Annotated in this window: 23 protein-coding genes; 13 read left to right on the forward strand and 10 right to left on the reverse strand. The window is 43.4% G+C overall.

Annotated elements, in window-relative coordinates; translation table 11 throughout:
• The first annotated feature begins 2 nt into the window (after positions 1 to 2).
• Genes F8C76_RS17250 through F8C76_RS17270 form a run of 5 tightly spaced genes read left to right on the forward strand, consistent with a single transcriptional unit; the run spans position 3 to position 3,221 of the window.
• Positions 3 to 959 (forward strand): PorP/SprF family type IX secretion system membrane protein, encoded by a 957-nt coding sequence (locus tag F8C76_RS17250; RefSeq protein ID WP_152132797.1) that lies wholly within the window; start codon positions 3 to 5, stop codon positions 957 to 959.
• Positions 960 to 1,015: 56 nt separating this feature from the next.
• The gene (idi, locus tag F8C76_RS17255; protein ID WP_152132798.1) at positions 1,016 to 1,549 is read left to right on the forward strand and encodes an isopentenyl-diphosphate Delta-isomerase; all 534 of its coding nucleotides are present in this window, start codon (positions 1,016 to 1,018) and stop codon (positions 1,547 to 1,549) included.
• Entirely contained in the window at positions 1,546 to 1,953 is a 408-nt protein-coding gene (locus F8C76_RS17260; RefSeq protein ID WP_152132799.1) for a 6-pyruvoyl trahydropterin synthase family protein, read from the forward strand. Before idi ends, F8C76_RS17260 begins: the two co-directional genes overlap by 4 nt.
• A 1-nt stretch (position 1,954) precedes the next feature.
• Positions 1,955 to 2,923 carry a type I phosphomannose isomerase catalytic subunit gene (locus F8C76_RS17265; protein ID WP_152132800.1) on the forward strand — a complete coding sequence of 323 codons (969 nt, stop codon included), beginning with the start codon at positions 1,955 to 1,957 and terminating at the stop codon, positions 2,921 to 2,923.
• A 25-nt stretch (positions 2,924 to 2,948) separates the two neighbouring features.
• Positions 2,949 to 3,221 carry a hypothetical protein gene (locus F8C76_RS17270; RefSeq protein ID WP_129656140.1) on the forward strand — a complete coding sequence of 91 codons (273 nt, stop codon included), beginning with the start codon at positions 2,949 to 2,951 and terminating at the stop codon, positions 3,219 to 3,221.
• 1 nt (position 3,222) lies between these two features.
• Here F8C76_RS17270 and F8C76_RS17275 read toward each other — a convergent pair whose 3' ends face one another.
• The 3 genes from F8C76_RS17275 to F8C76_RS17285 all read right to left on the reverse strand — a co-directional run bounded on the left by F8C76_RS17275 (position 3,223) and on the right by F8C76_RS17285 (position 7,506).
• Positions 3,223 to 3,921, reverse strand: coding sequence for a DUF4369 domain-containing protein (locus F8C76_RS17275; RefSeq protein ID WP_170284053.1), 699 nt, complete (start codon positions 3,919 to 3,921; stop codon positions 3,223 to 3,225).
• Positions 3,922 to 3,967: 46 nt separating this feature from the next.
• On the reverse strand, positions 3,968 to 5,230 hold the full coding sequence (locus F8C76_RS17280) for a DUF819 family protein (RefSeq protein WP_152132802.1): 1,263 nt from the start codon (positions 5,228 to 5,230) through the stop codon (positions 3,968 to 3,970).
• 77 nt (positions 5,231 to 5,307) lie between these two features.
• On the reverse strand, positions 5,308 to 7,506 hold the full coding sequence (locus F8C76_RS17285) for a DUF5916 domain-containing protein (RefSeq protein WP_152132803.1): 2,199 nt from the start codon (positions 7,504 to 7,506) through the stop codon (positions 5,308 to 5,310).
• 164 nt (positions 7,507 to 7,670) lie between these two features.
• Between F8C76_RS17285 and F8C76_RS17290 the strand changes: the two genes are divergently transcribed.
• Positions 7,671 to 8,441, forward strand: a complete 771-nt coding sequence (locus F8C76_RS17290; protein ID WP_152132804.1) for a S1/P1 nuclease — start codon at positions 7,671 to 7,673, stop codon at positions 8,439 to 8,441.
• 10 nt (positions 8,442 to 8,451) lie between these two features.
• Here F8C76_RS17290 and F8C76_RS17295 read toward each other — a convergent pair whose 3' ends face one another.
• On the reverse strand, positions 8,452 to 9,321 hold the full coding sequence (locus tag F8C76_RS17295) for an AraC family transcriptional regulator (protein WP_152132926.1): 870 nt from the start codon (positions 9,319 to 9,321) through the stop codon (positions 8,452 to 8,454).
• Positions 9,322 to 9,530: 209 nt separating this feature from the next.
• On the opposite strand from F8C76_RS17295, the gene F8C76_RS17300 reads away from it, so the two are divergent.
• Positions 9,531 to 9,911, forward strand: a complete 381-nt coding sequence (locus F8C76_RS17300; RefSeq protein ID WP_152132805.1) for a hypothetical protein — start codon at positions 9,531 to 9,533, stop codon at positions 9,909 to 9,911.
• A gap of 49 nt (positions 9,912 to 9,960) precedes the next feature.
• Here F8C76_RS17300 and F8C76_RS17305 read toward each other — a convergent pair whose 3' ends face one another.
• Both F8C76_RS17305 and F8C76_RS17310 read right to left on the reverse strand, forming a co-directional pair.
• Positions 9,961 to 10,593: an MOSC domain-containing protein gene (locus F8C76_RS17305; RefSeq protein WP_152132806.1), complete on the reverse strand. Its 633-nt coding sequence runs from the start codon at positions 10,591 to 10,593 to the stop codon at positions 9,961 to 9,963.
• 68 nt (positions 10,594 to 10,661) lie between these two features.
• Positions 10,662 to 11,009: a DUF6249 domain-containing protein gene (locus F8C76_RS17310; protein ID WP_129656146.1), complete on the reverse strand. Its 348-nt coding sequence runs from the start codon at positions 11,007 to 11,009 to the stop codon at positions 10,662 to 10,664.
• 134 nt (positions 11,010 to 11,143) lie between these two features.
• Here F8C76_RS17310 and F8C76_RS17315 point away from each other — a divergent pair, with 134 nt between their 5' ends.
• Together F8C76_RS17315 and F8C76_RS17320 are read left to right on the forward strand one after the other, a co-directional pair.
• The gene (locus tag F8C76_RS17315) at positions 11,144 to 11,719 is read left to right on the forward strand and encodes an RNA polymerase sigma factor (RefSeq protein ID WP_152132927.1); all 576 of its coding nucleotides are present in this window, start codon (positions 11,144 to 11,146) and stop codon (positions 11,717 to 11,719) included.
• Positions 11,712 to 12,128 carry a hypothetical protein gene (locus F8C76_RS17320; protein WP_152132807.1) on the forward strand — a complete coding sequence of 139 codons (417 nt, stop codon included), beginning with the start codon at positions 11,712 to 11,714 and terminating at the stop codon, positions 12,126 to 12,128. The genes F8C76_RS17315 and F8C76_RS17320 overlap by 8 nt, the downstream gene beginning before the upstream one ends.
• Here the strand turns inward: F8C76_RS17320 and F8C76_RS17325 are convergent.
• Both F8C76_RS17325 and htpG read right to left on the reverse strand, forming a co-directional pair.
• Positions 12,120 to 12,479 carry a DoxX family protein gene (locus tag F8C76_RS17325; RefSeq protein ID WP_152132808.1) on the reverse strand — a complete coding sequence of 120 codons (360 nt, stop codon included), beginning with the start codon at positions 12,477 to 12,479 and terminating at the stop codon, positions 12,120 to 12,122. The two genes, F8C76_RS17320 and F8C76_RS17325, sit on opposite strands and share 9 nt — an antisense overlap.
• A gap of 133 nt (positions 12,480 to 12,612) precedes the next feature.
• On the reverse strand, positions 12,613 to 14,502 hold the full coding sequence (gene htpG, locus F8C76_RS17330) for a molecular chaperone HtpG (protein ID WP_152132809.1): 1,890 nt from the start codon (positions 14,500 to 14,502) through the stop codon (positions 12,613 to 12,615).
• Positions 14,503 to 14,894: 392 nt separating this feature from the next.
• On the opposite strand from htpG, the gene F8C76_RS17335 reads away from it, so the two are divergent.
• Together F8C76_RS17335 and F8C76_RS17340 are read left to right on the forward strand one after the other, a co-directional pair.
• Positions 14,895 to 15,908, forward strand: a complete 1,014-nt coding sequence (locus F8C76_RS17335; protein WP_152132810.1) for a 3-oxoacyl-ACP synthase III family protein — start codon at positions 14,895 to 14,897, stop codon at positions 15,906 to 15,908.
• 1 nt (position 15,909) lies between these two features.
• A complete protein-coding gene (locus F8C76_RS17340) occupies positions 15,910 to 16,449 on the forward strand; it encodes a pyridoxamine 5'-phosphate oxidase family protein (RefSeq protein WP_152132811.1) in 540 nt (179 codons plus the stop codon).
• A gap of 96 nt (positions 16,450 to 16,545) precedes the next feature.
• On the opposite strand, the gene F8C76_RS17345 is transcribed toward F8C76_RS17340, so the two are convergent.
• A complete protein-coding gene (locus F8C76_RS17345; RefSeq protein WP_152132812.1) occupies positions 16,546 to 18,999 on the reverse strand; it encodes a TonB-dependent receptor in 2,454 nt (817 codons plus the stop codon).
• Between the two features lie 343 nt (positions 19,000 to 19,342).
• Between F8C76_RS17345 and F8C76_RS17350 the strand changes: the two genes are divergently transcribed.
• Positions 19,343 to 19,702, forward strand: a complete 360-nt coding sequence (locus tag F8C76_RS17350; protein WP_152132813.1) for a CoA-binding protein — start codon at positions 19,343 to 19,345, stop codon at positions 19,700 to 19,702.
• On the opposite strand, the gene F8C76_RS17355 is transcribed toward F8C76_RS17350, so the two are convergent.
• Positions 19,686 to 21,164, reverse strand: a complete 1,479-nt coding sequence (locus F8C76_RS17355) for a sodium:solute symporter (RefSeq protein WP_152132814.1) — start codon at positions 21,162 to 21,164, stop codon at positions 19,686 to 19,688. The two genes, F8C76_RS17350 and F8C76_RS17355, sit on opposite strands and share 17 nt — an antisense overlap.
• Positions 21,165 to 21,241: 77 nt before the next feature.
• On the opposite strand from F8C76_RS17355, the gene recR reads away from it, so the two are divergent.
• Positions 21,242 to 21,862 carry a recombination mediator RecR gene (gene recR, locus F8C76_RS17360; protein ID WP_129656156.1) on the forward strand — a complete coding sequence of 207 codons (621 nt, stop codon included), beginning with the start codon at positions 21,242 to 21,244 and terminating at the stop codon, positions 21,860 to 21,862.
• Positions 21,863 to 21,909 lie beyond the last annotated feature (47 nt).

Here is a 21,909-nt window from a genome sequence, read left to right on the forward strand (position 1 = left end):
ACATGGTTACTGTGGAGGTAAAACATCTATTGAAGAACATAAAAGGACTACTGGCCTTACTTTTCTTAGGGATTGTGGGAACTACCCATGCCCAACAAGATGCACAGTATACCCAGTATATGTACAATACAGTGAGTGTAAATCCGGCCTATGCAGGTTCGCGTGGACATTTGAGCATTGCGGCATTGTATAGGAACCAATGGTTGGGACTGGATGGAGCTCCTGAAACACAGACCTTGAATATCCATACGCCCATGGGCTATAGAGGGGTTGGACTGGGAATTTCTGTGGTAAACGATAAGATAGGCCCTACTTCCGAAACGTATTTCGATGTGGACTTTTCGTATACCATACAAACCTCTTTTGACGCTAAACTGAGTTTTGGTCTGAAAGCCAGTGCCCATATGTTGGATATTCGTTATTCCGAATTGGATGAGTTTGAAATAGACCCGCAGCTGCAGTCCCAGCAGGACATACAAAACAAGTTTTCTCCCAATATCGGTGCGGGGGTATATTACCATACCGATAGATTCTATGCAGGCATTTCGGCCCCTAGGATTTTGGAGACCACCCATTTTGATACCTCTTCCGTATCCACGGCAAAGGAACAGATCAATTTATACGTCATTACCGGTTATGTTTGGGATTTGAACCCTTTCTTGAAATTCAAACCTACCCTTTTGACCAAAATGGTACAGGGAGCCCCTTTGCAGGTAGACGTTTCGGCCAATTTTATGCTGAATGAGCGGTTCATTGGAGGCGTGGCCTACCGATGGGATGCGGCCTTCAGCGGGTTGTTTGGTTTTATGGTTTCCGATCAATTGATGCTTGGGTTGGCCTATGACCGTGAAATAACCGAATTGGGTGCCGCTACCTTCAATGATGGTTCCTTTGAGGTTATCCTACGTTACGATTTCCTTAGAAATGTCGGTAACCTAAAATCCCCACGTTTCTTTTAGGAACAATTTAAAACCCTTGGCTCCATAAATTCCTCCAAAGGTCATATTTTTACCTCATGGAAGAGGAAAAAGTGATATTGGTGAACGAGGCGGATGAGCCCATTGGTCTCATGCCCAAAATGGAGGCCCATGAAAAGGCATTGTTGCATAGGGCTTTTTCGGTTTTTGTGATGAACGATAAAGGAGAGACCATGCTCCAACAACGGGCACAGGATAAATACCATTCCCCTTTGTTATGGACCAATACCTGTTGCAGTCACCAGCGTGATGGCGAAAGCAATATTGAGGCCGGAAAGCGCAGGCTCATGGAAGAGATGGGATTTCAAACGGAACTTACGGAACTGTTTTCTTTTATATACAAGGCCCCATTTGATAATGGCCTTACCGAACATGAATACGATCATGTAATGATCGGGTCGTATAACGATTCCCCCAATATTAACCCAGAGGAAGTGGCCGATTGGAAATGGATGTTTCCGGCCGATATCAAAAAAGATATCGCCGCCAATCCCAATGAATATACGGAGTGGTTCAAGATTATATTTGAACGCTTCTATGATTATATCATGAAAAATACCCCGGCCAAATGAAAGTAAAAGTGAGCAGAAAGGCCAATTTTAATGCGGCCCACCGGTTGCACAGACCAGATTGGGATGCAGAGAAAAACCAAGCCGTTTATGGAAAATGCAACAACCCCCGTTACCATGGGCATAATTATGACCTTATTGTAAGTGTTACGGGTGAAATTGATCAAGAAACAGGTTTTGTGATGGATCTAAAAGTGCTCAAGGACTTGATCAAGGAGCATGTAGAAGAGGCTCTGGACCACAAAAACCTTAATGCAGATGTTCCCGAGTTCAAGGAACTCAACCCAACTGCAGAAAATATTGCCGTGGTCATTTGGAGCAAACTTAGGCCACATATAGACCAGGCCAATGAATTGGAAGTGGTACTCTATGAGACACCGCGCAATTTTGTAACGTATTCAGGATAAAATGGATTTATACCCTTTAAAGTTCAAGCCCATTCTCAAAGAACGTCTTTGGGGAGGAACAAAACTAAAAGATGTACTCAATAAACCCATCGAAAGTGATATTACTGGCGAAAGCTGGGAACTTTCCGGAGTAAGTGGAGATATTTCCGAAGTGGCCAACGGGGCTATTGAGGGAACCTCGCTTCAAGAACTGATATCCCTTCAAGGAGAAAGCCTTTTGGGAAAAAGTGTGGTGGAACGGTTTGGGAATGAATTTCCCATTTTGATAAAATTCATCGATGCCAAACAAGATTTGTCCATTCAATTGCATCCCAATGATGCCTTGGCCAAGAAAAGGCATAATTCCTTTGGAAAAACAGAGATGTGGTACATAATGGATGCCAATCCCGGTTCCCAGTTGATCGTGGGTTTCAACAAGGATGTTGAAAAAAACGAATATATCGAAAGCTTGGAATCTGGTACCCTTTTGGATTTGATGAATTATGAAGAGGTAAAGGAAGGAGATACTTATTTTATCAATACCGGAAAGATACACGCCATAGGCGCTGGGGTGTTGTTGGCCGAAATTCAGCAAACTTCAGATGTTACCTATAGGGTCTATGACTTTGACCGAAAGGACAAGGATGGCAACCTAAGGGAACTCCATACCAGTTTGGCCGTTGATGCCATTGATTACGAGCGTAAGAACGATTTCAAGGTAGATTACCCAAAGGGTAAGGATGAAACCAATACCATGGTGGACTGTCCTTATTTTAAAACCAACTTTTTGGAGTTGACCCAACCTCTAAAACTGGATGTATCCCTAAGGGATTCATTTACCATATACATGTGTGTGGGTGGAGCGGCACAGATTACCAATGATTGGGGCACTGCATCCATTCAAAAAGGAGAGACGGTATTGGTCGCAGCCTCCAGTTCAACGATTGATATAGATACCCGTAACGCCAAACTTTTGGAAGTTACCATTTAATAGTACCTTTATAAAAAACACTGGTATGCCAAGTATACGTGATTTAAAAAAGGATGTCAACTTTGTCTTGGGAGACATCATAGAAGCGGTCTACATTTGGGAGGCAGGCTCTGATAACAAGGAATCCGAAGAGGGAACCGTCATCATTGACAAGGCCATTGAAGCTTTTGACGAGCTCATGGACAAAATCAACCAAAAAAATGTTGATGACCAAAAGGCTCATTTTAGGAGCGTGCGGGCCCAACTCGAGGAAAAGGCCACACAATTGGTCAATGACTTGAACAATCTTGCCGGGTAAGTTAGTCTTGCTTGCTTAGAAAGTCTTGGAATGCCATTCCGTATTTGGATGAGGCTACTTCCGGCGTAAGGGCGTTGTATACGGAATCCAAATATTTTGGATTGGCGTCGCTGGCCTCGGACATCATAATGTATGGGGTGGCGTAAGAATCTCCGTTGTTCAAACCAAAGTTAAGGGCATATCGGTAACGTCTTACCAGATTGATATCCGCCAAATTCTGTAGGGAATCCAAGGCGGTGGAATCTTCCTGAAACTCCGGCAATGTGGCCTGTTGCGCCAATGCAATGTCCCTGATGTTGAATTTGGATATCATTTCATTGAACTCCAGGTATTTTTCATGGGACTTGGAACCAGATATCTCCGGGGCCATATCAAAGGTCTTCCAAGTGGTGTTGATAATAATCTGTCCGGGCTCTCCAAAAAAGGTAATACGATCGTTGAGGTCGTTATTGTCCTGTTTTTTCAAGTAGAGGTAAAAAATATCCGGGCTTTCCAATTCCTCTGAAAAACTGAATGTTCCATCTCCTTCAACTTCCAGGGAATCCAAGACCATAAGGGTAGAATCCTTGAACTGCTGTAGGTATAGGGTTCCTTTTTTCAATCCTTTTACGTTTCCAGAAACGGTCATGGTGTTTTCTGTACTTTTTTCACAAGACAGAACCAACATTCCCAATGACAATACAAACAATAACCTCTTCATCAATAAAAATTTTGCAGGGCAAATATCAAATAAACTTCTGAAATATTTAAACTTTGGCGGCGACTTCCATCAACAAAGCGCATAAATAAGCGCCAGCCGTACCCACAACATACCCAAAAACGGACAAAAGAATCCCCACAGAGGTCAATGAAGGATGAAATTCCGCAGCGACTACGGGAGCGGAGGCCGCACCTCCCACGTTGGCCTGACTGCCCACTGCGAGAAAAAAGTAGGGAGCTTTGATGAGTTTGGCCACCAAGATCAAAAGTCCGGCATGAATGGTGATCCATATCAAGCCTATCGCAATAAGTCCTGGATTTTCCAAAACTTTGCCCAAGTCCATTTTCATACCAATGGTGGCCACCAGAATATAGATGAACATACCGCCTATCTTGCTGGCCCCGGCACCTTCGTAGTTTTTGGCCTTGGTAAAAGAAAGCCCAATACCAATGGCGGTGGCAAATACTACCATCCATAAAAACTGGGAACCTAAGGAGGATAGAATTTTTTGTTTGTTTCGGATGACTTCAAAATTGTCTTCCAGAAAACCGGCAAAATGGTTGCCCAAAAAATGGGCAATGCCCACTCCGGCAAATGCGTAGAACAGCATCATGATTAAATCGGGAAGTGAAGTAACCCTAGTAATCTTTTCGGTATAGGTGGATACTTTTTCCTTCAATTCCTCAATGGAAGAATTATCTGCTTTGAACCAGCGGTCTATCTGCTTGGTCTTGCCAATGCCCAATAGGAGCACTGCCATCCAAAGGTTGGCCACAACAATATCGATCAATACCATACCCCCATAGTTTTCTTGGTTGTATTGGAACACTTCCAGCATGGCCGCTTGATTGGCACCACCCCCGATCCAGCTTCCGGCTATGGTGGCCAGACCACGCCATACAGCATCAAAACCACTGCCGCCGACCGTTTCAGGGGAAAATATGGAAACAATCAATATGGCCACGGGACCACCAATGATGATTCCGGCCGTACCGGTCAAGAACATAATAAGGGCCTTTGATCCCAGATTGGCAATGGCCTTGAGGTCTATGCTCAAAGTCATTAAGATCAAGGCTGCCGGCAGGAGGTATCTACTGGCGATATAATAGGTCTGTGAGGAGGATTCATCCACAATGCCCAAACTTGCCAAGATGGCCGGAAGCAAATAACACATGAGTACCGTGGGTACAATGGAGTAGAATTTTTTCCAAAAACCGGTGTTGAGGGAGGAGGTGTAAAAAACAAAACCTAGGCAGAGACAGAGGAGTCCAAAAATGACCGTATCCTCCGTAAAGGGTAGTTGATCCATAGAATTTCAATAGTGATAGCCCCAAATATAGGAAAATCAAAAATGGTTGTGATAGGGTTACTTCACCTGATTCTAGATCAAATGTTCAGCCAATAGGTCAGCTTTAAATTAATGGACCGACTTCTGGGCATGAAGGAATTTACAAAATAGTTGTCATTATAGACTAGAAAAAGGTCCGACAGGGGTGCAAAGCGCCATTGCAGACGCGAATTGAAACCTAGATTGTCCCTTTGGTTGCTGTATTGGATCAAGGTAGACCAGAAAATGGATTTGTTGAAGGTGATGTTGATTCGGGGGCTTACCAACCAAATATCGGCACTTTCATACGGATCGGGGAGTTTTATGCTGTCGTAATTCAGTCCTAGGACAAGAAAGACCTTGGGTTGTAATCGTAGGCTCATATCTCCTTCAAATGAGAATCGGGTGCCATTGAAAAAATCGCCATAACCGGGTTCAAGGGCATAGGAGAAAACCTTTCGGCGATCGCTCTGGAATTCCACTTCATAACTGGTATAATAATAGCCTTGATCGGCCGGAAGCTCCACACCACCATCGGTCCCAGTGGGGTCAAAAGGCTCTGTAAGGAAGGTGAATCGGTTAAAAAGACGTGCCGATAACTCTTCCTGGGTTTTGAATTGTGCTTGCCATCCTGAAAATATAAAGTAATCGGTATTCTGATAATCCAGTGTGGGTTTCCACTCCATGTTGGGGTTGAAAGTAAAACCATGGAAATTTAACTTTCCTTTCTTTGGCCAAAAATTTACCTCTACAAAAGGTTTGGCCACCACCACATCTTGTCTTCGGATAAACCCAAGATCGGAGCGGAAATCCTCACCAATGAAATTACCATTCAGTCCAACATTGAGGTAACGGGAATTGTAGTTGAGGTTTATTCCACCAGCTGCGTCCCGGGAACCTATTTCATGGGCAAAGGATTTGTGGTAGAAGAATTTTCCGGTCCACGTATTGTCCGCTGAGGCCAGATTATAGTCCAATCCCAAAACCCGGTTGTATCGGTCCGTTTCCTCCAAAAAATCATAGTCGTCAAAAGTTTGCCGGTTCACAAAAATGAAACTGAGGTTGGAACGGGAGAACATTCTTTGTTGAAGGGCGAGTACCGTATTGTTGTTACTGGCAATATGGTTGGCCTCATCCTTTTCGGTCTGTATGGTCAAAAAACCCAATCGCAGGTTTTCGTTAAGCTTACCGCTGAGTCGAAGCCCACCAATGATTCCGTTCTCTATGGTCTCTTCTTCCAGGTTTTCGGCTATACCAATTCTTCTTGAAAAGAATGGGTTGGCATCCTCTTCACTACCAAAGGACCCAAAAAGGTCACTGTTGTCAATAAAGAACTGCCTTCTTTCTGGGAGCGAAATTTCAAAACGGGTAAGGTTGGTCACAAAATTGTCCACCTCCACGTTGGAGAAGTCGGGGTTCACCGTAATGTCCAAATTCATTCCGTTGCCAATGGATACCTTCGCATCCCCACCAAAATTCAAGGCGCTGAGGTCATTATCGTTCTCGTAATCCTTGCCCACAATCCCATTGACATAAGGAATGATGGCCATAGGGGTACGGGATTTTCCCAAGGGCTTTTCAAAGACCATATCCCCCATAAAGGCCAAACTATAGATCAATTGATTTTGGGGGATTTCCATCCAGGTACTGGTTTCATTGGTCTGCATATCAAATCGGTAGCTGTTGAACCGCCATTTGGTCTCGCCTTGTTTAAACTTGAAAGAGGTAAGCGGAATGGCCAGTTCGCATACGTAATACCCATCATACAATCGGGTTTCACCTTGCCATTTCACATCCCAAGAAGTGGTGAATCCACTTGGGCCGGACCCTCCATTCGAAATTAAGGCCTCCCTCCGAACCCCATAGGGGTTCATACCAAAAAGAAAGGCATTGGTGCCATCGTTGAACGTATCGAACAGTAAACTGATATTGTCATTCCCCCCGGCCCTATAATCCCTTTCCAAGGAGGGAATCACATAGTTGTCTCCTTCGGTGTTGAGCTTTATGCCAATAAAAAGGGTAGTGGCATTGTACAGCATTTTAATGTCGGTCTGCTGGGCGGCCAAGGTGGAATCCGTGGGGAAATATTGTTGAAAATCATGGGCGCTTTCCGCAATTTCCCAAACCGATTCATCCAAAACACCATCTACCTGTATGGGGTCACTGATGAATTTAACGGTAAAGCTTTTGGATCGGGATTGCGCAAAAAATAGCAAAGGAAGTAGTGTTGTAGCAAGTACAAGACGGAATTTTAGCATTGTTTTGAGTCTAGTCGGTGCCCCAAATTTAAGTGTTAGGTTCGTTAAAAAAATCCCAAAGTTTTGTTATAAGTGCACTCATTGATAGTAGGTTATAAAAATTGGTGTTTACTTGTCACGATTTTTAGTTTTAGAGTTCCCTACTTTTGGACAAACCTTGAATAATGCGAAAAGCCATACTTCTTTTTTTACTTATACCCCTATGCTCCTTTGGTAATTTTTGGGGCAAGACAGGCCACCGGGTTACGGGACATATTGCACAAAATCATTTGACAGGAAAGGCCAAGAGGGCCTTGAACGACCTTTTGGATGGACATAGTTTGGCCTTTGTTTCCAACTATGCCGATGAAATCAAGGCGGATCGTTCCTATTCCAAATTTTCGGCATGGCACTATGTAAACTATCCCTTGGGTATGAAATATGTGGATTCAGAAAAAAGCAAGTACGGGGATATTGTCACCGCTATTGAAGAATGCACCAAGGTGGTCAAGAACAAGAATAATAGCAGGGCCGACCGGGTTTTTCATTTAAAAATGCTCGTTCACCTTATTGGAGATCTACATCAACCCATGCATGCCAGTAGGGCAGAGGACAAGGGAGGCAACGATATCCAAGTGCAGTGGTTTGGCCAAGGAAGCAACCTACATAGGGTATGGGACAAGGATTTGATCGTATCCTACGGAATGACCTATACCGAAATGGCCACCGAGCTGGACCGAGGGGTTTCCCGTAAAGAGCGCAAAAGGATTCAAGAGGGAACCATTTACGATTGGGTGGATGAGTCCCATGAAATATGTGCCACGCTTTACGAATCTGCCGAGGTTGGCGAAAAACTCGGCTATCGGTATACCTATGACCACAACGATATCTTGTTTGAACAACTGCAAAAAGGAGGGCTAAGATTGGCCAAGGTTTTGAACGACCTCTTCAGCTAAGCAAGATTATTTATTGCAAAACGGTTTTGAGCTGGTTTCGATACTCGGATGGATTTTGTCCGGTAAAGGCCTTGAACGACTTATTGAAATGCGAAAAGTTGTTGAAGCCACTGTCATAACACACCTGCGTAATGCTGATGGGCTGTTCGGCCAATAGTTTGGAGGCATGCACCAAACGGTATTCGTTCACGAACTGGGTAAAGGTCTTGTTGGTGATTTTTTTAAAATATCGGCAAAAAGAAGGGACCGTCATACTTACCAAGTCTGCAATTTCACCTAGGCTGATATCCTCTTTAAAATTGGTCTTTACGTGATTGAAGACAATATTGATGCGGTCGTTGTCCTTGACCTCCGTTTCCATGGAAAAGCCTTCCCCGTTGAGTACCTTGATTTCGTCCGAGGTGGCCAATACATTCAAAATGTTTAAAATGGAAAGCAAGCGTTGAAAATCGGTCTGGTATTCCAGAATTTCCATTTTCTCACCCACTTTGATCTTGGTCTTTCCCGAAAAGGCAATACCGCCCTTGGCCACTTCGAACAGTTTTTGGATGTTCTTCATTTCCGGGATGCTGAAAAAGTCGCTTCCCAAAAAATCGGCCTTCATCTGTATCAGCGTCTCACTTTTATTGCCGGTCAGCTTATCGGTAAAACCACAATGGGGCAAATTAGATCCAATTAGGATAAGATCCCCATTTCTAAAATAGGAAACATGGCTGCCTATTTGCCTTTTCCCAGAACCTCCGTTAATATAGACCAGCTCCAGTTCGGGGTGGTAATGCCAGCCAATGTTCTTATTCTCATGCCGCTCACTGAATTTCTGATACAGGAATGAGTGTCCGAAACTGGGTGCAATTGCCTCAAAAGCAGGTTTTTGAATCATTTTGGCCGTATTCTTTTTCACAATGTAAAATTATAGTGGTCCATAAAACGGTGTCTCCACAAAATTAACCAAAATGTATGGTATTTTACCATTAACCTAATTTTAAGTATAATCATAGGGTAAAATTGTACATATACTGGAAAAGATGGTAGTGTTTTTGAGGGATATCCTGTGATAGCTTTGTAGTGTAATCCAAAAAACAAAATGTTATGAAAACAGTAGAAAGATATATCGTAGCGGTGATGTTCCTTTTTGCAACTACCATTGGACTTGCCAATGCATCCAATATTTCTTTGGATAAGAAAGGAAATGCCAAAAGTGAGGTGGAATTGAAGTTGGTGAATGTGAAGGTAGAGCCCGTTTTTGTGAAAAAGGGAGGGAAATTGATGATGAACCTTTTGAACCTATCACAGGAAAAAGTTACGGTTAAAGTATATGACAGTCAGAAAAGGTTGGTTTATAATGAAACCATAGATGGAAAAGTGGTTGTTGAAAAAGCATTCAACTTTGAAAAAGCCTTTGAAGATAAATACACCGTGGTTGTGGTCGATAAGTTGGGAACTTACACAGAGACCATGGTTGTAAAATAGTTTGTTTAGTTAATTTTTATGTGCATGGGGGCCGTTTGGCCCCTTTTTTTTATAGAAATTTTTTAAGTCGTTCCCTTTTGTGCAAGGGGAGGGAATCATTGGAGATGGCCAATTTTAGAATAGATTGGTCTTTTTCTTTGTCGTACAAAAGTCTATAGAATTGCTGGGTGGTCAATGGGTTGCTAGACTCCTCCACTAAATCCATGGTGTCACCGGAACTTACTTTTCCCACTTCCAAAATCCGAACATAGGTCCCTGGCCATCCATGGTCTATAAATTGTTTCAGGATTTGTTGGGAGCCAAACTTCAAACCGAGCTTAAAACAAGGTTCCCTGGGCTGGGTTATTTGGACCAGCGCAGTCCCCAATCTGTAAATGTTGCCTACCCTAATTTGGGATTCATCCAGTCCTTTAATGGTCAGGTTTTCACCGAACATGCCCCAATTCCAATCCAAATGAGGGTATTTTTCCTTCCAATACGGATATTGTTCGGCCGAAAACAAATAACAGGCCTTGTAGAAACCCCCATGCACCTTGGGGTCTCCAATGGTATCCCCCGATACATTTTCGGTTTCCAAAAGTAAGGGAGTGTCCACAGGGGATTTATAGATACCCGTGGTGATCAGCTTGCCGTTCCAAGAAATTTCAGTGGGTTTTCCTAAGTTGGTAGAGATGATTTGCATGCCTACAAGGTAAAAAAAACCACCGCAATCTGCGATGGTTTTTCATCGTGTTTTAGCTTGGATCTATACTATTTTTCCAACCGCTTGGCGACAGCAAATCCTGCCAACAACCCAACTCCTGCCATAAAGAAAATGGTTCCGGGATAGGCTACATCCTCATTTACTCCCAAGTTGTACACCAGAAAGGCGGCCATGAAAATGGCTATGCCAATACCTATAAAAAGTAGGGCCACATTGATTAGGATGATTTTCCAAAAAGGAACTTTGCCCTCCCGTTTTCCCTGAAAAAAGATGCTGGCATCGGCTCCCTTTTCTATCAAAGCCATTCGCTCTTTGTTCCGGGTTGAATAATACAGATAGGCAATCGCGAAGACTGCTCCAAAAATTACGGGTAAGATGATTACTTCAGATCCCATGATTGTTCGTTTTTAATGATTATACTTTTTTGGTTTTTAGCTTATGACGGGATTTATATGACGTAGGTTACAGGGTTCCATAAAAAAAGTGGAAATGATGTAACCAAAACCATGGGTTGAACGTCCAATCTTCAATGTTGACCGCCAAAGAAAGAAAATTGATCCGAAGCATCCGCAAGGGGAATACCCGTGCATTTTCTGAATTGGTCAATAGATATAAGGATTTGGTCTATACCTTGGCGCTTCGTATGTTGGGCAACAGGGAAGAGGCCGAAGAGGTGTCACAGGATACCTTTATTAAGGTATTCCATTCGTTGGAGCGGTTTAAAGGTGATTCCAAGATATCGACATGGATCTATAGAATTGCCTACAATGCCTGTTTGGACCGGATACGGTTGCGGAAGAGCAGGACGTTTTTGGATGTTGGCGAAATGGAAGATTTTGTCTTTACGGAAATGGATACGGCCTTGGACAAAATGGTCAGGGAAGAACGGGGAAGGCTTGTGGGGCAATGTCTGGCAAAGTTGCCCAGCGAGGACGCAGGGCTTTTGACCTTGTTTTATTTTGAGGAGAAAAGTCTTTTGGAAATTGAGAATATATTGAATGTTCCGGTAAATTCGTTAAAGGTGCGATTGTTCCGGGCAAGGAAGAAGTTGGCAGCGGTATTGGAAGCCCACCTAAAACAAGAAATACTTCAAAACAATGGATGAGCAACAAAAAAAGGAACTGGAAACATTTGTAGACAAGGTCATGGGGGAAACTTCCTTGGAGTCGCCCTCACCGGATTTTACCGAAAAGCTCATGGCAAAGATTGAGGCGCAATCCCAACAGCAGGTGTTTGTAGCCCAACCCCTTTTGCCCAGAAAACTCCTCACAGTTCTGTTTTTGGGTTTTGTGGCTGGGTTTGTTTATCTGCTCATGACCTATGGTCTTGATCCCAATCAAGGGTGGTTCAAAAACATACATTGGAATTTGGATTTCTCCAATACATGGCGTTGGATGGAGGGATATACCGCTTCCAAAGTGACCCTATATGCCGTCTTGCTCTTCGGAGTGTTGTTTTTTGTCCAGATACCTTGGCTAAAACGCTATTTGGACCAACACGGGACCTTAAGCTGATATATAAACATAGGCCCAGTACATCAATACAAATTGTAGTGGAATCCTGAGAACTAAAATCCATTTGGGAATTCCCGCAGCCTCCTTTTTTCCGGAAAGCATGTAAAAGTGTACCGTTAGAAATACGATCAGCATGGCAATGATTCCGAAGGCACTCAGGTTTCTGGTCACCTGAAAACATAGGCCCAGGCCCAAAATCATCTCGGCCACACCACTCAAGAACACCAAAAATTTGGGATAGGGAAGATAGCGGGGCATAATGCGCAAATATATCTTGGGAAATATAAAATGGGCCAACCCTGCAACCAAGTACAGTACGGCCATTGCATAAAGGTGCCAAGGGGTTTCCATGTCCTAAAAATAAGAAAACGGATACCAAAAAGGGAAATTGTCAGTTCGAGCGCAGTCGAGAACTCTTTTTTAGGATGTAGAGGAATTACATCTCGACTGCGCTCGATGTGACAGTAGTGTTGTAGGTAGGTGTTTATTTAATCATCTCATAGCTACGGCTAATGAACTTGGTGAGCTCTTCGCCTTTTAGCAATCCTTTGCTCAACCGGGCCAAATCCAACGATTGGTTGATCAAACGTTCCCTCTTTTTATCGGTTTTGGTATTCAATATCTCGCTTACCAACTCATGGTTGGTGTTCACGATGAGGTTGTACATATCGGGCATGTTCCCCATGCCAAAAATTCCACCACCTCCGGTTCGCTGCATTTCCTTCATACGGCGCATAAATTCCGGTTCAGTGATGATGAAGGGGGAAGCATTGCTGTCCATGGCCTCCAATTGAATGGTATACCCTTTATCGGCACTGATGACTTTCTCCAGATTTTCCTTTAATCGCTCTTTTTCTTCATCGGATAATTTGGAAATGGCCGAATCCTCTTTTTTGACCAGGTTGTCAATATGGTCAGAATCCACACGGACAAAGGATAGATTTTCTTTGGAGCTCTCCAGTTTCTGCATCAAATGCGAAACAATAGGGGAGTCCATCAACAAAATGTCGTAGCCTTTTGCCTTGGCGGCTTCAATGTAGCTGTGCTGTGCTTCCATATCCGAAGCATAGAGTACCACCAATTTGCCGTCCTTATCGGTCTGGTTGTCCTTGATCTTGGCTTCCAATTCCTCAAAAGTGTAAAACTTGCCATCCACCGTAGGGTATAGGGCAAACTTATCGGCTTTTTCAAAGAATTTGTCTTCGGAAAGCATCCCATATTCAATGACGATTTTGATGTCGTTCCATTTTTGTTCAAAATCCTCCCGGTTGTTCTTGAACAGGGAACTCAACTTATCGGCGACCTTTCTGGTGATGTAGGAAGAGATTTTCTTTACGGCACCATCGGCCTGCAGATAAGATCGTGATACGTTCAAGGGAATGTCAGGGGAATCAATGACCCCGCGTAACATGGTCAGGAATTCAGGAACGATACCTTCCACATTATCCGTAACGAACACTTGGTTCTGGTACAATTGTATCCGGTCTTTCTGGATGTTGAGGTCATTCGTCAACTTGGGAAAATACAGGATCCCGGTCAGGTTAAAGGGGTAGTCCACATTCAGGTGGATGTGAAACAAAGGCTCTTCAAACTGCATGGGATAGAGTTCCCTATAAAAATTCTTGTAATCCTCGTCCTTAAGGTCGGTAGGTTGCTTGGTCCACGCCGGAGTGGGATTGTTGATGATATCATCCACCTCTTTTGTTGGAGCCGGCTCGTCCTCTTTGGCACCTTCGGGTTTGGGAAGTGTTTCCGTACGGGTTCCAAATTTAATCGGAATGGGCATGAACTTGTTGTACTTGGTCAGCAGTTCACGGATTTTGGCATCTTCCAAAAATTCGGTTGAATCCTCCGCAATATGAAGGATGATTTCCGTGCCCCTGTCTTTTTTCTTCGCCTCTTTTAGGGTGAATTCGGGGGAACCATCGCAGACCCAATGTACTGCCGGTTCGTCCTTAAAGCTCTTGGTGATGATCTCTACCTTTTCCGCAACCATAAAGGCCGAATAGAAACCAAGACCAAAGTGACCTATGATTCCCGTATCCTTGCCGGCATCTTTATATTTGTCCAAAAATTCCTCCGCACCGGAAAAAGCCACTTCGTTGATGTACTTTTTCACTTCATCCTCGGTCATCCCGACCCCTTGGTCCAAAATGTGGATGCGTTTGTTGTCCTTGTCCACCTTGACCTCGATAATGGGATTTCCATATTCCACCTTGGCCTCGCCAATGGAAGTTAAGTGCTTTAGCTTTAGGGTTGCATCCGTTGCATTTGAAATAAGCTCCCTCAAAAAGATTTCATGATCACTGTACAGAAACTTCTTGATCAAGGGAAAGATGTTCTCTACTGAAACATTGATTTTACCTGTTGCCATTGTTTTTACATTTTCTTTACGCCATCAGGACAAAAAAAATACCATACTGATAAAGGTGACAAACTGACATTGATGGTTGACATGGGAGCGAGATAAAAATTTAACATAATTTTGTTTATCTTTTTTAATGATAAGTTAAACAAAATATGTATCTTTAAATTGTTATAGAAAAAATTGCTATGAAATAGGATTATCTATAACGCACTTTTATTTATTGGTTAGGTTGTTGGAAATGCACTTTCGCTAGGGAGTGCATTTCTTTTTTCCATGGGCAGTTCCCTAAGGCTTGAAAGTTTTATTTTGTTGATAAATGTGCAGTTCTAAGGATATATTTTTTACTTTTCGGTTAAATAGCCCCTAATTTTTGATAATTTATTTATAAAGATAGGATAATGTACAATTCAAGAATATCAGGACTGGGATTCTATGTGCCTGAAAATGTGGTCACCAACGATGATTTGTCCAAAATAATGGACACCAATGACGAATGGATCCAAGAGCGGACCGGTATCAAGGAACGTAGACATGTAGTTAAGGGTACCGATACAACCACTTCCATGGGGGTGAAAGCGGCCCAAAAAGCCATTGAAAGGGCGGGGATTGATAAGAACGACATCGATTTTATCGTCTTTGCCACCTTAAGCCCGGATTATTACTTTCCAGGCCCGGGGGTTTTGGTGCAGCGCGATTTGGATATCAAGACGGTAGGTGCTTTGGATATACGCAACCAATGTTCTGGATTTGTGTATGGCATATCCGTGGCGGATCAATATATTAAAAGTGGCATGTACAAAAACGTGTTGGTCATTGGTTCCGAACTGCATTCGCATGGGTTGGACATGACCACTAGAGGTAGGGGAGTGTCGGTAATATTTGGGGATGGGGCCGGAGCTGCGGTACTCACCCGTGAAGAGGACACGTCTAAAGGAATTTTATCGTCCCATTTGCATTCCGAAGGGCAACATGCCGAAGAACTTTCATTGATTGCCCCGGGGATGGGAAAACGTTGGGTGAACGATATTTTGGCCGATGTGGATAGCGGTGAAGAGGACACTTCCTATTTTCCATACATGAACGGACAATTTGTCTTTAAGAATGCAGTGGTCCGTTTCAGTGAGGTGATCATGGAAGGGTTGGCGGCCAATAATTTGACCCCGCAGGATATTGATATGCTGATTCCCCATCAAGCCAATTTGCGTATTTCACAGTTTATTCAAAAGAAGTTTGGACTTTCCGATGATCAAGTATTCAACAACATCATGAGCTATGGGAATACCACGGCGGCTTCCATTCCCATTGCCCTTACAGAGGCATGGGAACAAGGGAAGATCAAAGAAGGCGACTTGGTGGTCTTGGCTGCATTTGGAAGCGGTTTTACTTGGGGAAGTGTAATCATTAGATGGTGATATGGGAAGACAGATCCCAGAGCTGACCCCGCCGCTGATTGAATTCATCAAAAACCAAAAAATGTTCTTTGTGGCTACGGCCATGGAAGAGGGTTCCGTGAATCTGTCCCCAAAGGGATTGGATTCACTTAGGGTGATCAATTCCCAACGGGTCGTTTGGCTTAACCTTACCGGAAGTGGCAATGAAACGGCCATCCATCTGGAGCACAAAAACCGAATTACCCTTATGTTCTGTGCCTTTGACGGCGACCCCTTGATTTTACGATTGTACGGAACAGCAAAGGTCTATTCCTATAAAAGTCCTGAGTGGGAAGAGCATATTGGGTTGTTCTCTGAGATTGCTGGGGGTAGGCAGTTAATAGATGTACATATTGAAAAAGTACAGACCTCATGCGGTATGGGGATTCCCATTATGGAATACCAACACCAACGGCAAGAATTGGTAGATTGGGCTCAAAAACAAGGAGAAAGTGGTCTGAAAAAATATTGGGAGAAGAAAAATACCGTCAGTTTGGACGGCCTCCCCCATGAGTTTGATTAAATAAAAACCCCGATCTTTCCAGACCGGGGTTTTTTATTGATACCTCTAGCAATATTAACCAACCAACACTTTTTTGCAGAGGATACCAATATGTGGTTATAGGATGCCCCCACCCGTATCCTTGGTGCGGTTGTCCCTTCTTTTTCGTTGCTTGGCGCGATTTTTACCACTTCCAAACTGATAGGACAACCCTACGTATACATTGTTGCTCTCCCAGTTGAATCCTCCCTCTTGTAAATAGGGGCGGTCTCCTTCAAAGGCAAAGCGCATGGTGTTGAAGATATCGTTGTAATTGAAACTGAGCGTTCCCTTACCTTCTGCAAAGCTATATCGGGCTCCCAAGTTTACAAAGTACATGGGCTTCACATTAAATTGGATGTTACGGTTTTTGCCTCGATAAAATCCAAAGGCTTGCAAAGTCAGCTTCTTGCTCACGGTAAAACTATTGTTCATCCGTAGGTTCCAAGCCGTGTTGTCCACCTTAACGCTTTCCACCGTAATATCATCCTCTGTGGGATCGGGAATGTTCCCGGGAATACTCTCCGTGATACCTCTATTGGTTTGGGAGAATATATCAAAACTTCCATTGATGTTCCACCATTTTGCCGGCCTGTAGTTGGATGAAAGCTCAAATCCATAAGCAGAGGTTTCATTAAAGTTGTCAAACGTGAGTATGATTTTGTTGAAATCCAATCGGTCTACAAAAACAGCCCTGTTGATTTCATCCTTGATGCTTCGGTAAAACACTCCTCCGGTAATACTGCCATTTTTAATGCGACGGGTGTAATTGGCCTCATAGGAACTGGTGAACTGGGGCACCAAATTTGGGTTTCCAAATGAAGAGATCAGCGGAGTGGCAAACTCCCTGATGGGATTTACCTGTTGTAATCCAGGGCGGTCCACACGTCTGCTATAACTCACTTGGAGCTGGTTCTTTTCGTTGGGGCTATAGGTTACAAAGGCCGAAGGATATATTTCGGTATACTTATCGGTAAAGGCCCGTACTTGGTTAGTATCCGCTTGAACCTCCACATCTTCAATACGTACTCCCATTTGATAGGACCACTTCTCGTAGTTTTGTCCAAAAGTGGCATAGGCCGAGTAGATATCCATCCCATACACAAAGTTTGTGTCGGGAGTGGGTACCAAAACACCGTTCGAGTTGAATGAAGAACCGGTTGAGGCATAGTCCACATCGGTTTCAAAGTTTCTGGACTCCAATCCAACTTCCAATTTGGAGATGCTGTCCAGCGGATTCACGTAGTCCAAGTTGGCAATGGTCTGGGTTCTTTCCGTATCCACAAAATCCATGTAGTTGGGATATAGTGAGGCGCCCACAGACCTGAAATTGGCGTCTTGGTTGTTCTCAAAACGGTTATGGTCCACCTCCAATTCAATATTGTGGCCTTCCTTGCCAAAATCAAGCTTATAATTAAAGTTGTACTGTTCGCTTCGGTTGTCCGAAACATCGTTGAAAAACTGGGTCACGTTGCGAGAAGCATCCGTATTATAGGTTACATCAGTGATGCCGCTTCCATCTCCCTCAAAAATGTTCTGGTTGGTGAAGACAGAAATGGTATTCTTATCGTTAAGGTAGAAATCAACTCCCAATTTGTACAGGTGTGATTTGTTGTTGTTGAAGAAATCAAATTCTTGAAGGGAGTTTTCCTCCAATCTATAAATACTTCCATCATTGACATATTTACCAATGTTGTTGCCGTAGTTTCCATAAAAGTTGAACTTTCCACTTCTGTAGTTCAGGTCAATGGAACTGTTGAACTTGGCTTCAATCCCTTTGGTAAGTCCTAGGTTGACGTTTCCGTTGAACCCAATATTGGCATTTTTGTGCAATACAATATTGATGATGCCACTCATCCCTTCCGGATTGTACTTGGCGGATGGGTTGGTGATCAATTCAATGGATTTAATGGAGGTCGATGGAATTTGACGCAACAATTGCGCCACAGGTACATTGGATAGTTTTCCGTCTACCATGACCCGTACATTGGAGTTGCCTCTAAGGGTAATGTCCCCGGTCTGGGCGTCCACGTTCACCGATGGAATGTTGTTCATAATATCTGACGCAGTGGCACCGGCTGTGGTCAAGTCCTTGCCCACATTGATGACCTTTCTGTCTACCCGCTGTTCTATGGTGGTACGTTCGGCAACCACTTCCACCTCGGCCAGTTCCTCGGTGTTCTCCATCAAAGTGATGGTGCCTACCTTCAGATTTCGGTTATTTTTTGAGATGACCAAGGGTTGTGAGTGGGTCTTATACCCAATAAATTGTACTTCCAGTACAAAGGAACCATCAGGGAGTTTATTGATTTCAAAGGAACCATCCTCCGAGGTGATGCCACCGGTAATGGTCTCTGTGCCATCCTCGGATTTTATCACCACGGCTGCATAGGCAATGGGTTCTTGGAGGGTGTTGTCAATAACGGTGCCGGATATGGAGCCAAAAGCTTCATTTTCCGGGTTGTTTCCAAAAAGTTTGGTTGAGGGTACACTGCATAAAAGCAATGCAAAAAGTAATACTACTTTTTTCATGAGCTGTTCGTTTTTTGATTAGATTGACGATGATACCTACAAGACGGTATCAGGGTTGGAATGTTACACTTTAAACTGATTTTAACATTCTTTAACAAATACGGTGCGGCAAAGGTGTAAGTTGAGGGTAAACATGCGGACCAACATAGGGTTGAAAAAAAGAAACCCTGACATATTCAACCGAAGTTGACTGCCAGGGTTTTACATTGATAAGCTATACTAAACACTAACCATTAACTATAAAAAATACAGTCTTACCAATGAATGATTTCTTATATACAATAGACGCTATTTTTTATAAAAAGTTGCAATCTTTAACCCAGTTTAACACATAAATTAACAAATGGGCCAAACACTTGTCATTGGGGCTTCAATAAACCCTGGAAGATACAGCAATATAGCAATTCGTAGATTGGTTGAAAACCATGTGGAAACAACCGCATTTGGGATAAGTAGGGGAACTGTATCAGGAATACAAATTACGGACAACTTGGACAATTTTCAAAATATTGATACCGTAACCTTGTATTTAAATCCAAAAAGGCAAAAAGAATACTATCAAAAGATAGTGGATTTAAAACCGCGGAGGGTCATTTTTAACCCTGGTACGGAAAACCCTGAATTCCAAGAAATTCTTTCAAAAGAGGGTATTGAGGTACAGGAAGCCTGCACCTTGGTCCTTCTTGCTACAGGGCAGTACTGACGTTGGCTCCTTTATTCCGAATCAGCCAAAGTCCGAAAAAGGTCAACAATCCATTTAGTGGCAGTAGTTCATATCCTACTGAATATCCACCCAAATATGACGCAGGGATGCTGGCTACCGATGCTATGATGACCACTGAAAGTATCGCAACAATCCAAACATACTTGTCTTTAATGGTGTGTTTGGTGAAAATGCCAAAGGCAAAAAGTCCCAATAGTGGTCCATAGGTATATCCTGCCACGGTCAAAAGACTATCAATCACGTTGCTGCTCAGAATATATTTAAAGGCAATGATGACCACCACCAATATAAAGCTCATGGCGATATGGGTTCGTTTTCGTATTTTCTTTTGTTCGGATTCACTCTTTTTCTCAACATTTAAAAAATCCACACAGAAAGATGTGGTCAATGAGGTAAGGGCACTATCGGCACTACTATAGGCAGCGGCAATGAGGCCCAACATGAAGGTGACCGCAAGGGCAAGCCCCAACCCTCCGTTCAACGCAATTTCAGGGAATAGCAAATCGGTCTTTGGGGTGCCATCCATTAGGGGCATGGCAATGGACTCTCTCTTGGCGTAGATAAAAAGTAGGGCTCCAAGTAGTAAGAATAAAATCTTGGCACCAACCAAAACAAATGTGAAGGATACCATATTCTTTTGGGCATCTTTCAAGGATTTACAGGTAAGGTTCTTTTGCATCATGTCTTGATCCAACCCGGTCATACAGATGGTCACGAACATACCGCCCAAAAATGATTTGATAAAATAGTTACGGTCCAAAATGTCCGTTTGTAAAATGGAACTGTAGTCCTTAAGCTCATCGGATGCCAAAAATTCGCCAAAGCTCCAGCCCAGGGCATCATTGATGAGTATAATGGAAAGGACAACGGCAGCTAACATGAAAAGTGTCTGTAACGTATCGGTCCACACAATGGTTTTTATACCACCACGGTTGGTATAGAGCCATATCAATAAGATTGAAATGGTAACGGTGAACTCAAACCGAACCCCAAGGTCATCAAAAACAAACTGTTGCAATACTATGGCCACCAAGAACAACCGGAAAGAGGCTCCCAAAACCCTGGAAATAAAAAAGAAAAAAGCCCCGGTTTTATGGCTCACGGTACCAAAACGTTCCAATAAATACTCATAAATGGAAGTCAGGTTGAGTTTGTAGTAGAGCGGTAACAAGACAAAAGCCACCACCAAATACCCAAAAATGTATCCGATTACCACCTGAAAATAGTTGAACTGGATATCCGCTACCCATCCCGGAACCGAAATAAACGTTACTCCAGAGAGAGAGGCACCCACCATGCCAAAGGCAACCACGTACCAAGGGGATTGCTTTCCCGCCTTGAAGAAATCTACGTTGGAGTCGTTTTTACCGGTAAAATAAGAAATTAGGATCAGCACCAAGAAATAGGCACCGATGAGTAGGAGAATTTGTGTGGCTGTCATAAATGTATTTTGATTTGCAAAGTACAAAAGTTAATTGGTAACGCTAAAATCGTAATTTTGTTGGAACAATCAAGGCTATGGAATTTTCATCAAAGCTATTGCAGAATGCCGTTCACGAAATGTCCCAGTTGCCAGGAATAGGTAAGCGGACCGCTTTGCGGTTGGTACTACATCTCTTGAAACAGCCCGAAGAACGCACCGAACATCTGTCCAATGCCCTTGTGAAACTCAAGAGTGAGGTCAATTTTTGTAAAAAGTGCCACAATATCTCGGATACAGAGCTGTGCGAAATTTGCGCCAGTACCAAAAGGGATGGGACCGTGGTCTGTGTGGTAGAGGATATCAGGGATGTAATGGCCATAGAGAACACCTCGCAGTACAATGGTCTATACCATGTGCTGGGCGGAAAGATATCTCCCATGGAAGGAGTAGGCCCGCAGGACTTGAACATTACCTCTTTGGTGCAAAGGGTAAAGGAAGGAACCATAAAAGAGCTCATTTTTGCATTGAGTTCCACGATGGAGGGAGATACCACCAATTTCTATATCTATCGGCAATTGGAAGGCACGGAAGTGGCCACCTCCACCATTGCCCGTGGAATTTCGGTGGGCGACGAGTTGGAATATGCCGATGAGGTTACTTTGGGAAGAAGCATTTTGAACCGCGTTCCCTTTGAAAGTTCCATCAAGGCTACTTGATTGTTGTTAATTTATGCGCATAAATCAATAAAGAGTCGATTTCTTTA

It is taken from the genome of Flagellimonas olearia (assembly GCF_009184425.1).
In the GTDB taxonomy this organism is placed as follows: Bacteria; Bacteroidota; Bacteroidia; order Flavobacteriales; family Flavobacteriaceae; genus Flagellimonas; species Flagellimonas olearia.

Coding starts and splice junctions, on each gene's coding strand:
- F8C76_RS17250 (WP_152132797.1), top strand. CDS start 3: ATGGTTACTGTGGAGGTAAAACATCTATTGAAGAACATAAAAGGACTA.
- idi (WP_152132798.1), top strand. CDS start 1,016: ATGGAAGAGGAAAAAGTGATATTGGTGAACGAGGCGGATGAGCCCATT.
- F8C76_RS17260 (WP_152132799.1), top strand. CDS start 1,546: ATGAAAGTAAAAGTGAGCAGAAAGGCCAATTTTAATGCGGCCCACCGG.
- F8C76_RS17265 (WP_152132800.1), top strand. CDS start 1,955: ATGGATTTATACCCTTTAAAGTTCAAGCCCATTCTCAAAGAACGTCTT.
- F8C76_RS17270 (WP_129656140.1), top strand. CDS start 2,949: ATGCCAAGTATACGTGATTTAAAAAAGGATGTCAACTTTGTCTTGGGA.
- F8C76_RS17275 (WP_170284053.1), bottom strand. CDS start 3,921: ATGAAGAGGTTATTGTTTGTATTGTCATTGGGAATGTTGGTTCTGTCT.
- F8C76_RS17280 (WP_152132802.1), bottom strand. CDS start 5,230: ATGGATCAACTACCCTTTACGGAGGATACGGTCATTTTTGGACTCCTC.
- F8C76_RS17285 (WP_152132803.1), bottom strand. CDS start 7,506: ATGCTAAAATTCCGTCTTGTACTTGCTACAACACTACTTCCTTTGCTA.
- F8C76_RS17290 (WP_152132804.1), top strand. CDS start 7,671: ATGCGAAAAGCCATACTTCTTTTTTTACTTATACCCCTATGCTCCTTT.
- F8C76_RS17295 (WP_152132926.1), bottom strand. CDS start 9,321: ATGATTCAAAAACCTGCTTTTGAGGCAATTGCACCCAGTTTCGGACAC.
- F8C76_RS17300 (WP_152132805.1), top strand. CDS start 9,531: ATGAAAACAGTAGAAAGATATATCGTAGCGGTGATGTTCCTTTTTGCA.
- F8C76_RS17305 (WP_152132806.1), bottom strand. CDS start 10,593: ATGCAAATCATCTCTACCAACTTAGGAAAACCCACTGAAATTTCTTGG.
- F8C76_RS17310 (WP_129656146.1), bottom strand. CDS start 11,009: ATGGGATCTGAAGTAATCATCTTACCCGTAATTTTTGGAGCAGTCTTC.
- F8C76_RS17315 (WP_152132927.1), top strand. CDS start 11,144: ATGTTGACCGCCAAAGAAAGAAAATTGATCCGAAGCATCCGCAAGGGG.
- F8C76_RS17320 (WP_152132807.1), top strand. CDS start 11,712: ATGGATGAGCAACAAAAAAAGGAACTGGAAACATTTGTAGACAAGGTC.
- F8C76_RS17325 (WP_152132808.1), bottom strand. CDS start 12,479: ATGGAAACCCCTTGGCACCTTTATGCAATGGCCGTACTGTACTTGGTT.
- htpG (WP_152132809.1), bottom strand. CDS start 14,502: ATGGCAACAGGTAAAATCAATGTTTCAGTAGAGAACATCTTTCCCTTG.
- F8C76_RS17335 (WP_152132810.1), top strand. CDS start 14,895: ATGTACAATTCAAGAATATCAGGACTGGGATTCTATGTGCCTGAAAAT.
- F8C76_RS17340 (WP_152132811.1), top strand. CDS start 15,910: ATGGGAAGACAGATCCCAGAGCTGACCCCGCCGCTGATTGAATTCATC.
- F8C76_RS17345 (WP_152132812.1), bottom strand. CDS start 18,999: ATGAAAAAAGTAGTATTACTTTTTGCATTGCTTTTATGCAGTGTACCC.
- F8C76_RS17350 (WP_152132813.1), top strand. CDS start 19,343: ATGGGCCAAACACTTGTCATTGGGGCTTCAATAAACCCTGGAAGATAC.
- F8C76_RS17355 (WP_152132814.1), bottom strand. CDS start 21,164: ATGACAGCCACACAAATTCTCCTACTCATCGGTGCCTATTTCTTGGTG.
- recR (WP_129656156.1), top strand. CDS start 21,242: ATGGAATTTTCATCAAAGCTATTGCAGAATGCCGTTCACGAAATGTCC.